The following is a 10,636-nucleotide window of genomic DNA, read 5'->3' as shown; positions in this document are numbered from 1 at the left end:
TATCTGAGTATCAATAACTTTAAACTTAAATTTATCATTGTAAATAATCCCTCTATCACCAATCTGACCACCCTTTTCAGGATAAAAAACTGTTCTATCAAAAACAAGATAAAAGAAATCATTTTCATCCTGATAAATCCCAACAAGTTTACCTGTATCAGAAGTTTTTTCGTATCCTGAAAAATCTGTTTCTAAAATTTTATCAGATATTAAAATTTCCTTTTTCTTCATGCCTATTTTTGATTTTGCTCTTGAAAGTTCTCTTTGTTTTACCATATATTCATCAAATTCATCCCATTTTATTTCTTTATCATATTGAAAAGCAAGTTCATCTATAAGGTCTTTTGGTATTCCATAAGTATCATAAAGTTTAAATAATGTTTCTCCTTTAATTTCCTTCTGATCTTTAACAATTTCAAAAAATATTTTTCTGGAAGAAGAAATTAAAGAAAGAAATCTCTCCTCCTCCTCGTGTATAACTTTTTCTATTACTTTTTTATTCTCCATTAATTCTGGATAAATTTCACTCATCTTTCTTATCACAACTTCTGAAAGATTAAAAAGGAATGGCTCTTTTAAATTAAGGTCAAGACCACTGAAAACCGCTTTTCTTATAATTCTTCTCAAAACATATCCCCTTCCTTCATTTGACGGAAAAATCCCATCACTTATTGCAAAAACAATACCTCTTATGTGGTCTGAAATAATCCTGAAATTTCTTTTATTTTCTTTATATGAAAAACCACTTATCTCTTCAATTTTTTTTATAATTGGAACAAAAAGGTCTGTATCATAATTTGTCTCAACTCCCTGTAAAATTCTTGAAATCCTTTCTAGTCCCATTCCTGTATCAACTCCTTTTCTCTTAAGAGGTAAAAAAGCCCCATCTTTTTGCTTATCATATTGAGGAAAAACAAGATTCCAGAATTCAAGAAATCTCTCACAGTCACATCCAGGTTTACAATCTTCTCTACCACATCCTTTATCTTTTCCAAAATCAAAATAAATTTCTGTACAGGGACCACAGGCACCCGTCTCTCCTGCAGGACCCCAGAAATTATCCTTTTCACCAAGAGGAATTAACTTATCTTCAGGTAGAAACTTTTTCCAGTAATCTTTTGTTTCAATATCATCCTTAAAATAAGATACCCATAAATTTTCTTCTCTTATTTTTAAAACATCTATAACAAATTCAAAAGCCCATTCAATCGCCTCTTTTTTAAAGTAATCACCGAAAGAAAAATTGCCAAGCATTTCAAAAAAAGTGTGATGTTTTCCACTTTCTCCAATTTTTTCAAGGTCGCTATCCTTCCCACCCGCTCTCAAACATTTCTGACAGGTAGTTGCCCTTGTATAAGGAAGTGGTATATCTGTTGCCCAAAACTTTTTGAATTGAACCATACCTGCATTTGTAAAAAGTAAGGTAGGGTCTTCAAGAGGAATTAAACTGCTACTTTTAACAATTTTATGACCTTTTTTTTCAAAAAATTTTAAATAACTTTCTCTAATTTTTTTACTTTCCATTTCTATTTTTCTTTCAAGAACTTAAAAATTCAGTCAATAACTTTTTTATTCTATCATTTTTAAGACATTTCTTTCAAATTTAAAAGTTAATAACCTTCTCAATAATTTCTTCTGAAAATCCTCTGCTTTTCAAATTCAGAATAATTGAGGAAATTGATTTCCCTTCCATTCTTGAAACTACCTTTTTACAGATTTCAACTTCTTTCTCAAAATCGTATTCCTTTTTCAATTTTTCAATAATCTGGTCTTTTATTTTCCTTCTCTCAAGTTCTTTAAATATATAATGATAACCTTTTCCTTTATTTTGCAGATTTTCTATTATCTTTAAGGAAAGAGAATAATCATCAATCAAATTTTTTTTCTTCAGTTCTTTCAGAATAGAAGGTGTTATTGAAGGAATTTTCTCTCTTATTTCTTCTTCTGAATAGTCCTTTTTGCTCAATAATTTTAAAATTTTTTTAATTAATTCTTCATTCTTCACATAAAATCCTTACAAAATTATTTTTCACCTTTCAATACCAAAAATCTTGTTCTATCTCCAAATTTAATTTGAACCCTGACATCTGTATTTTTCGGAATGTTTTTTATTACCTTTCTATAATCTGAAATGTTTGAAATCTTATAATCATTTATCATCTTAATAACACTTCCAACCTTAATTCCACTTTCATCTGCGGGAGAACCTGTTTCAACATAAGTAACAACAACACCTTCATTTTCATCTATACCAAACTGAGATTTCATTTCTTCTGTTAAAGCAGATACTCTCATACCTCTCCATAGTTTTTCTTCTGTCTCTGCGGCGACGGGTTCTTCAGCAGGCATTTCTCCAACTGTAACATTTAAAACAATTTTTTTCTTATCTCTCCATATACCAACTGAAACTCTTTTCCCAACAGGAGTATTTGCAACCTTCATCTGTAAATCCTTAACATCTTTAACCTCAGTTCCATCATATTCAATGATTACATCTCCATCTTTTATTCCACCCTTTTCCGCTGGACTATCTTTTAAAACCTGAGCAACAAGAGCACCTTTTATTTCAGACAAACCAAATGATTTTGCAAGTTCTTCATCAAGTGCTTGCAGGTACACTCCAAGATATCCTCTTGTAACCTTTCCCTTTTCCTTTAATTGAGTAAAAACTTTTTTTGCAAGATTTATTGGGATGGCAAAACCAACACCCTGTGCAACATAAGGAGCAATTATAAATGTATTTATTCCTATTACCTCTCCTCTTATATTAACAAGAGGACCACCTGAATTACCTGGATTGATTGCTGCATCTGTCTGAATAAAATCTTCATATTGAGTTATCCCAAAACCGCTTCTTCCTTTTGCACTTACCACTCCAACTGTAACTGTTTCTTCAAGTCCAAAAGGATTTCCAATAGCAATTACCCATTCACCTACCTCAATTTTATCAGAATCTCCAAGTTTAACATAAGGTAAAGGCTTTCCAGCATTTATCTTTATTAAAGCAAGGTCTGTTTTCGGGTCAGTTCCTATAACTTTTGCTTCATACTTTCTTTCATCTCCAAGAAGTTTAACAAGTATTTTATCAACTCCTTCAATAACATGGTTATTTGTTAAAATGTATCCATCCTCATCTACTATAAAACCTGAACCAAGTCCTTCCTGTTTTTTCTGATAGGTTTTTGGTTGCTGTCTTCTCCTTGGTGTACCAAAAAATTCTTCAAAAGGAGACCTGAAAAATTCATCCAGATCTCCAAATGGGTCCCAGTATCTATATGTAACTATCTTTTCTGTTGTAATCTGAACAACTGCAGGTTTAACTGATTTTGCAACCTGAACAAATGCACTCTGTAAAGTAAGAGGTTCATCAAGAGATGTGGGCGTAATTATTCCTGAATAAAACTTTTTACTTTCTGTTTTCTTTTCAATTGCACTGTATCCAGTAAAAACAAGTCCTGAAAAAATCAATCCAAAAATAAACCCTATCATTATATTTTTTTTCATTTCTGCCTCCTTTTGATTATTTAGATGATTTTCAGAACAAAAAGGTTTATTTCACCTTAATCCATTTTCTTTCCCTAATTGACTGGTCAACTGCTTCAAGGACTTCCTGACATTTAACTCCATCATAGAAATTTGGACTGGGATTTTCTCCCTTAGAGATTGAATTGAATATATCTGCAACCATATTTACAAATGCCTCTCCATAACCGATTATATGACCTGCTGGCCACCAGTTTGCAGCATAAGGATGGGAAGCGTCTGTTGCTATAATAGTTCTAAAACCCTGAGTTCCACTTTCATCATCTCTACTGTAATATTCAAGTTCGTTAAGTCGTTCAAGATTAAATACAATACTTCCCTTACTTCCATTTATCTCAAATCTCTGACCATTTTTCCTGCCAGGAGCAAATCTTGTTGCTTCAAAAGAACCAATTGCACCATTTTTAAATCTTACAAGAAAAATAGTAGCATCATCAACATCAACAATTCCTTTTTCCTCCGCCTTTTCTTTAAATTCACCAAGTCCTGTCTCAAGTTCTTCCTTTGCCTTTAAAACAGGCCTTTCCTTAATAAATGTCTCATTAATTCCAACAACCTCATCAAATTCACCCACAAGGTATCTTGCCATATCAATTAAATGAGCATTTAAATCACCATGGGCACCACTTCCAGCAACCTGTTTCTGTAATCTCCAGACAAGTGGAAAATCAGGGTCAACAATCCAGTCCTGTAAATAAACCGCTCTCATATGATAAATTTTTCCTATTTTCCCCTCTTCTATAAGTTTTTTAGCAAGTCCAATAGCAGGAAGTTTTCTATAATTAAAGCATATTGCATGCTTAACACCATATTTTTCAACTGCTTCAAGCATTTCATAGGCATCTTTTAAAGTTGAAGCAAGTGGTTTTTCACAGAAAACTATTTTTCCATTTTTTGCTGCCTCTATTGCTATATCTTTATGAGCATTTGGAGGGGTAGTAATATCAATCAAATCAATATCTTTTCTTTCAACAACCTTTTTCCAGTCGGTTTCATATTCAAGCCAGCCAAATTTTTCCTTTGCCTGGCTTACTGCCTTTTCTGTCCTTCCACAGATAACTTTCATAACCACCTTAACAGGAAGGTCAAAAAATAGAGATACATTTTTATATGCAAACGAATGTGCTTTCCCCATAAATTTATAACCAATAAGAGCAACATTAACTTCTTTCATCATCTTTTCCCTCCTTTTTTTCTGTTTTTATTTCTGTTTTTATAAGTCCTACTTTTTCCTTAATTTTTTTCTCTATTTCTTTGTAAAGAGCAGGATTTTTCTTTAAGTTTTCAATTATATTATCTATACCCTGCCCAAGAGTTTTTCCTTCGTATGAAAAATAACTTCCTTTCTTTTCCAAAATTCCATAATTCAGTGCTGCCTCAATTAAAGATGATTCCTTGTTTACTCCCTGACCATAATAAATATCAAGTTCTGTTTCTTTAAATGGTGGAGCAACTTTATTTTTAACTATTTTAACCTTTATTCTACTGCCTACTATATCATTCCCTCTTTTTATACTGTCAATTCTTCTTACTTCCATACGAATTGATGCATAAAACTTTAAAGCCCTTCCACCAGGGGTTGTCTCTGGATTACCAAAAAACACACCTATTTTTTCCCTGACCTGATTTATAAAAATTGCTGCTGTTTTTGACTTACTTATATATCCGGTTAGTTTCCTTAATGCCTGAGACATAAGTCGTGCCTGAAGTCCCATAACACTATCTCCCATTTCTCCTTCGAGTTCTGCTCTTGGAACAAGTGCTGCAACTGAATCAATAACAACAACATCAATAGCATTACTCCTTATAAGTGCTTCTGCTATTTCAAGTGCCTGTTCACCTGTATCTGGTTGACTTACAAGCATATCCTCTATATTTACGCCGAGTGCTTTTGCATAATTGGGGTCAAGCGCATGTTCAGCATCAATAAATGCAACAGTACCTCCCTGTTTCTGTGCCTGAGCAAGAATTTCAAGAGCAAGGGTTGTCTTTCCACTTGATTCCTGTCCAAAAATTTCTGTTACTCTACCTCTTGGAATTCCTCCAACTCCAAGAGCAATATCAAGAGAAATAGCTCCTGTTGGGATAACTTCAACCTCAATCAATCTTTTTTCTCCGAGTCTCATTATTGAACCCTTACCAAACTCCTTTTCTATCTGAGATATTGTCATTTCAAGTGCTTTTTCCTTATCCATATTCTCCCCTCCGTTTTGATTATAATACCCTTTCCTTTTTTTTAAGTCAACCACCTCTCTCCCACCTTTAAGGTGGGCAGTGGAAATCATTGAGGCAGTTGAAATTTAGCAACTACTTTATAAATAGGTCCTTCCGGTAATAATTTACTTTCATATAAATTAAAACTTTCAACCCTAAACTTCCCAAATAAAAAATTGTTATATTTTTCAGAAATTTCTCTTATAAAATTTAAATTTGGAACACTTTTGAATCTTGCAACTGTTATATGTGAAACAAATTCCTTTTCTTTTTCAAAACCAAGTTCACTCATTTCTTCTTCTATCTCATTATTCAGTTTCTTCAGGTATCCTTCATCTTCTGCACCTATCCAGAGAACCCTTATACGTTTTTCTGAAGGGAATACCCCAATCCCCTTTATTTCAACACCAAAACTTTTAAATTTATTTGCACATATTTCAAGTTTTTTCTTTATTTCTTCAATATCCTTTTCTTCTACTTCTCCAAGAAATTTCAAAGTTATATGCAGATTTTCAATTTTAACTGGTTTTGCTTCTCTTATTTTTTTTAATCTATCAACAACTTCTTTTAAATTTTCTTTTATATCATCAGGCAAATCAATCCCTATAAAAGTCCTCATTATTTTCCAAACCCCGTCCTCCGAATTATTTCTTAAGCCAGGGCATCATATCTCTCATTTTCTTTCCAACTTTTTCTATTAAATGTTCTTCTGATTGTCTTCTTAAAGCATTAAATACAGGTCTTCCAACACTGTTTTCAAGTATCCATTCTCTTGCAAATTCTCCTGTCTGTATTTCTTTTAATATTTTTTTCATTTCCTCTCTTACACTCTCATTTATAACTCTTGGTCCTCTTGTCATATCTCCATATTCTGCTGTATCACTTATAACCTGTCTCATTCCCTGTATTCCTCTTTCAATTATCAAATCAACAATAAGTTTAAGTTCATGGCATGTTTCATAATAAGCAACTTCTGGCTGATAACCATTTTCTACGAGAATTTCAAATGCTGCTTTAATTAATGCAGTTGCTCCACCACATAGTATCACCTGTTCACCAAAAAGGTCTGTTTCTGTTTCTTCTTTAAATGTTGTCTCAACAACTCCACATCTTGTTCCTCCAATTCCTTTTGCATAAGCAAGTCCTATATTTAAGGTATCTCCGCTTGAATCTTGATAAACAGCAACAAGACATGGAACACCCTGACCTTTTGTAAACTGGTCTCTTACAAGGTCTCCAGGTCCTTTTGGTGCAACCATAAAAACATTTACATCTTTTGGAGGAACTATCTGACTGTAATGAATTGAAAAACCATGTGCAAAACCAATATATTTCCCCTTACTTAAATTTGGAGCAATTTGAGATTTATATACGAATGGCTGAACATTATCCTGAACCAAAATCATAATAACATCTGCTTTTTTGGTTAACTGGTCTGCAGAAATTGGTTCAAATCCTTCTTTTTTTGCCTTTTCATAATTTGGAGTTCCTTCAAGTTCACTCACAATAACATTTAATCCACTATCTCTCAAATTTAATGCATGTGCTCTTCCCTGACTTCCATATCCAATAATTCCAACAACTTTATCTTTCAAAAACTTTAAATCAGCATCTTTATCATAATAAATTTTCGCCATCGTTTTCCTCCTTTTTTATTTAAATTCTCTGGTAATTGCTATTTTCCCTGTTCTTATTATTTCTTTAACTCCAAAACCTTTAAGTAAATCAAGCATTGCTCTTATTTTTGAACCACTTCCTGATATTTCAATAGTTAATGTTTTTTTACCAACATCTACAATTTTCGCCCTGAAAATATTTGTGAGTTGCATTACTTCCTGTCTTTCATTGAAATTAGAAGTATTTACTTTTATTAAAGCAAGTTCTCTTTCTATATGGTCTTCCTTCGTTAAATCCTGAACTTTTATAACATCAATGAGTTTATTAAGTTGTTTATAAATCTGTTCTAAAATTTTCTCATCACCTTTCACAACAATTGTCATCCGTGAAATAGAAGGGTCTTCTGTTTCTGCAACACACAAACTATCAATATTATAACCCCTTGCTGAAAAAAGGCCCGCAATTCTCGCAAGAACTCCAAATCTGTTTTCAACTGTAACTGAAATTATGTGCGATTCTATTTTATTTTCATTATTATTTTTCCCCATTTTCCCTCCATTTATGCAAGTCCATCAAGAATCTGTTTTAAAGAAGCACCAGCAGGAACCATTGGAAATACATTCTCTTCTGGCTCAACTCTACAATCAACAAAAATAACCTTATCATTTATTTCCATAACTTCTGGTAAAATCTTGTTAAATTCTTCTTCTGTAGTTACCCTATATCCAATTGCTCCATAACTTTCAGCAAGTTTAACAAAGTCAGGTTGGCCTCCTTCAAGACAGGTAAAAGCATATCTTCTATTGTAAAAAAGTTGCTGCCACTGTCTTACCATTCCAAGATAACAGTTATTCAAAATGAAAACTTTAACAGGAATTTTATTGTAAACAGCAGTTGCAAGTTCCTGAATATTCATCTGAATACTTCCATCTCCAGCAATATCTATAACAATTTTATCTGGATTTGCAACTTTCACTCCAATTGAAGCAGGAAAACCATATCCCATAGTTCCAAGTCCACCGGAAGTTATTAAAGTTCTTGGTTTTTTAAATTTATAATACTGGGCTGTCCACATTTGATTCTGTCCGACTTCTGTACATATTATTGCATCTCCTTTTGTATATTCAGAAATCTTTTCTATTATATACTGTGGCTTTAAACCATTTCTTTCATATTTCAAAGGATACATTTCCTTCCACTCTTTTATTTTTTTAAGCCATTCATCTATATCAAGTTTTTCAGCCATTTCATTTAATTTTTTTAATACATGTTTTGCATCTCCAACTATTGGAACATCAACCTCAACATTTTTACTTATTGCAGAAGGGTCTATATCTATATGAATTATTTTTGCGTGTGGAGCAAATTCATCAATCTTTCCAGTAACTCTATCATCAAATCTGCATCCAACTGAAATTAAAAGGTCTGACTCAACAATTGCATAGTTTGCATATTTTGTACCATGCATTCCAGGCATACCAAGAGAATATTCCCACTCTACATCAAGAGAACCAAGACCAAGTAATGTAAATGCAACAGGAACATTTGTTTTTTCAACAAATTTTTTCAGTTCATCACTTGCATTTGAAATTATAACTCCTCCTCCTGCAATTAAAACAGGTCTTTTTGAATTTTTTATCAGTTCCCATGCTTTTTTTATCTGTAATGGATGCCCTTCATATACAGGTTTATAACTTCTCATTTCTATCTTTTCAGGCCAGTAAAAATCACCTTCTTTTCTCTGAATATCAACAGGAAAATCAATTAAAACAGGACCGGGTCGCCCAGTTTTTGCAATATAAAAAGCTTCTCTTACAACTTTTGGAATTTCATTTATATCTTTTATTAAGTAGTTATGTTTTGTTATGGGTCTTGTAATCCCTGTTATATCTACTTCCTGAAAAGCATCATTACCGATTAAATGAGTTGCTACCTGTCCTGTAATTGCAACTATTGGAACAGAGTCCATATAAGCAGTGGCAATTCCTGTTACAAGATTTGTTGCACCGGGTCCACTTGTGGCAAGACAAACACCGACCTTTCCAGAAGAACGGGCAAACCCATCAGCAGCATGTGCAGCACCCTGTTCATGTCTTGTTAAAATAAATCTTATTCCACTATCATACAAAACATCACACAAAGGTAAAACTGCGCCACCCGGATAACCAAAAATAACTTCAACTTTTTCTCTCTTTAAACATTCAACAAAAATCTGTGCTCCTTTCATTTAATTTCTCCTTGAATTTTAATATAATAAATCTACATTGTAAAAAAGTCAAATTAAGAAAACAACATTGAATTAAAATTTCTTATTCAAAATTAATTCAAGTCCTTTCTTTATATTTTTCTCTCTTTCAACAATCATATTTTCGGGAAGTTCTCTGTAAATATTTTTTATATCAGAATAAGAACAATTTTTAATCCTCTTACACAATTCCTTAATTCCTATGAGGTCTTCCTGTTTTATATTAAGCACATTACACCATCTTTTATCAATAAGAAGATTCCACTCATTTTTTGATTCCGGTGCTTGGGGTCTAAAAGAAGTATCTATTAAATCATCACAAACTCCATTTACATTATGAATACAGGGCTCGCATATATCATCTATTCCGAGTTCAATCTGAATTATTATATCTAAATCGCCTAAAATTTTTTTAGCAATGATATGTAAAGCATGTCCGTAAGGATGTGGAGTATATTCTTTTATACCTTTCCCATAATCTCTCACAATATCTACAAAATGGTGGGGTTTAATTCTAATCATATACATATCTAATTACTGGATAATTCTTTACTTCTTTTTTCTGCCGCATCTATTACTTCTCTAAGAATATCACCAAATTTTCTTTTTTCGAAAATACTTAAACCCGCTATAGTTGTCCCACCAGGAGATGATACCATTTCTTTCAATTTACCCGGCTCTATTTTTGTATCAACAAGCATCTTCCCTGTTCCATAAAAAAGATAGGAGATTAAATCTTTTAAGATTTTTGAAGAAATACCTTTTTCAATACATATCTTTTTAAATTCCTCTGCTATATAAAACAAAAACCCAGGACCACTACCACTTATTGCTGTTATTGTATCAAATTTATTTTCTGGCATTTTTAACACAATTCCACACGGAGCAAAAATTTTTTTAACAATATCTTCATATTTTTTACCGTATTTATTTGAGCAATAAACTATTATCCCTGATTTTACTTTTACATTTAAATTTGGCATTGTTCTTATAATCGGTATTTTCTTATTGATAATT

11 protein-coding genes are annotated in these 10,636 nt (G+C 32.3%); all 11 read right to left on the bottom strand.

Annotated elements, in window-relative coordinates:
* The coding region (gene alaS / locus PKV21_04700; protein ID HOM26788.1) for an alanine--tRNA ligase at positions 1 to 1,524 on the bottom strand (1,524 nt) is incomplete at its 3' end.
* 79 nt (positions 1,525 to 1,603) lie between these two features.
* Positions 1,604 to 2,005 (bottom strand): RecX family transcriptional regulator, encoded by a 402-nt coding sequence (locus PKV21_04695; protein ID HOM26787.1) that lies wholly within the window; start codon positions 2,003 to 2,005, stop codon positions 1,604 to 1,606.
* A gap of 17 nt (positions 2,006 to 2,022) precedes the next feature.
* Positions 2,023 to 3,504: a DegQ family serine endoprotease gene (locus PKV21_04690; protein HOM26786.1), complete on the bottom strand. Its 1,482-nt coding sequence runs from the start codon at positions 3,502 to 3,504 to the stop codon at positions 2,023 to 2,025.
* 46 nt (positions 3,505 to 3,550) lie between these two features.
* A complete protein-coding gene (locus tag PKV21_04685; GenBank protein ID HOM26785.1) occupies positions 3,551 to 4,717 on the bottom strand; it encodes a Gfo/Idh/MocA family oxidoreductase in 1,167 nt (388 codons plus the stop codon).
* Positions 4,704 to 5,738: a recombinase RecA gene (recA, locus tag PKV21_04680; protein ID HOM26784.1), complete on the bottom strand. Its 1,035-nt coding sequence runs from the start codon at positions 5,736 to 5,738 to the stop codon at positions 4,704 to 4,706. Before recA ends, PKV21_04685 begins: the two co-directional genes overlap by 14 nt.
* Before the next feature lie 86 nt (positions 5,739 to 5,824).
* On the bottom strand, positions 5,825 to 6,376 hold the full coding sequence (thpR, locus tag PKV21_04675; protein ID HOM26783.1) for an RNA 2',3'-cyclic phosphodiesterase: 552 nt from the start codon (positions 6,374 to 6,376) through the stop codon (positions 5,825 to 5,827).
* A 25-nt stretch (positions 6,377 to 6,401) separates the two neighbouring features.
* Positions 6,402 to 7,394, bottom strand: a complete 993-nt coding sequence (ilvC, locus tag PKV21_04670; GenBank protein ID HOM26782.1) for a ketol-acid reductoisomerase — start codon at positions 7,392 to 7,394, stop codon at positions 6,402 to 6,404.
* Positions 7,395 to 7,409: 15 nt separating this feature from the next.
* Positions 7,410 to 7,895: an acetolactate synthase small subunit gene (gene ilvN / locus PKV21_04665; protein HOM26781.1), complete on the bottom strand. Its 486-nt coding sequence runs from the start codon at positions 7,893 to 7,895 to the stop codon at positions 7,410 to 7,412.
* A gap of 38 nt (positions 7,896 to 7,933) precedes the next feature.
* A complete protein-coding gene (gene ilvB / locus PKV21_04660) occupies positions 7,934 to 9,601 on the bottom strand; it encodes a biosynthetic-type acetolactate synthase large subunit (GenBank protein HOM26780.1) in 1,668 nt (555 codons plus the stop codon).
* Between the two features lie 72 nt (positions 9,602 to 9,673).
* A complete protein-coding gene (locus PKV21_04655) occupies positions 9,674 to 10,141 on the bottom strand; it encodes a hypothetical protein (GenBank protein HOM26779.1) in 468 nt (155 codons plus the stop codon).
* 8 nt (positions 10,142 to 10,149) lie between these two features.
* On the bottom strand, positions 10,150 to 10,636 hold a 487-nt coding region (locus tag PKV21_04650; protein HOM26778.1), incomplete at its 5' end, for a pyrroline-5-carboxylate reductase dimerization domain-containing protein.

The organism is bacterium, from assembly GCA_035371905.1.
In the GTDB taxonomy this organism is placed as follows: domain Bacteria; phylum Ratteibacteria; class UBA8468; order B48-G9; family JAFGKM01; genus JAMWDI01.
This window is presented reverse-complemented; position numbering and strand designations above follow the sequence as displayed.

Coding starts and splice junctions, on each gene's coding strand:
- thpR (HOM26783.1), bottom strand. CDS start 6,376: ATGAGGACTTTTATAGGGATTGATTTGCCTGATGATATAAAAGAAAAT.
- PKV21_04655 (HOM26779.1), bottom strand. CDS start 10,141: ATGATTAGAATTAAACCCCACCATTTTGTAGATATTGTGAGAGATTAT.
- recA (HOM26784.1), bottom strand. CDS start 5,738: ATGGATAAGGAAAAAGCACTTGAAATGACAATATCTCAGATAGAAAAG.
- ilvC (HOM26782.1), bottom strand. CDS start 7,394: ATGGCGAAAATTTATTATGATAAAGATGCTGATTTAAAGTTTTTGAAA.
- PKV21_04690 (HOM26786.1), bottom strand. CDS start 3,504: ATGAAAAAAAATATAATGATAGGGTTTATTTTTGGATTGATTTTTTCA.
- PKV21_04685 (HOM26785.1), bottom strand. CDS start 4,717: ATGAAAGAAGTTAATGTTGCTCTTATTGGTTATAAATTTATGGGGAAA.
- ilvB (HOM26780.1), bottom strand. CDS start 9,601: ATGAAAGGAGCACAGATTTTTGTTGAATGTTTAAAGAGAGAAAAAGTT.